Raw genomic sequence first — 276 nt, forward strand, 5'->3', positions numbered from 1 at the left:
TACCAGGAGCTGCAGATGTCAAAATCGAACAAGTGAGTGGATTACCTCTTTGGACGGTGGTAATTAATCGCGATACTTTGGCGCGTTACGGTTTGCAAGTTGGCGCTGTGCAAGATGCCATTGTGATTGCTACCGGCGGGAAAAAGGGTGGTGAGCTTTTTGAAGGGGATAAGCGTTTTGATATCGTGGTACGATTACCTGAGTCTTTCCGCAATGATCCTGATGTATTGCGTGAAGTTTTTGTACCACTTCCTCCATCTAAAGACAGTGAGCGGC

At 47.1% G+C, this 276-nt stretch carries 1 protein-coding gene; it reads left to right on the forward strand.

Features of this window, described 5'->3' with window-relative positions:
* Positions 1–276 (forward strand): efflux RND transporter permease subunit (locus A8O27_RS19220; protein ID WP_259293072.1); only part of this gene is annotated, 276 nt, incomplete at both ends.

It is taken from the genome of Legionella bozemanae (assembly GCF_001648595.1).
Classification (GTDB): domain Bacteria; phylum Pseudomonadota; class Gammaproteobacteria; order Legionellales; family Legionellaceae; genus Legionella; species Legionella bozemanae.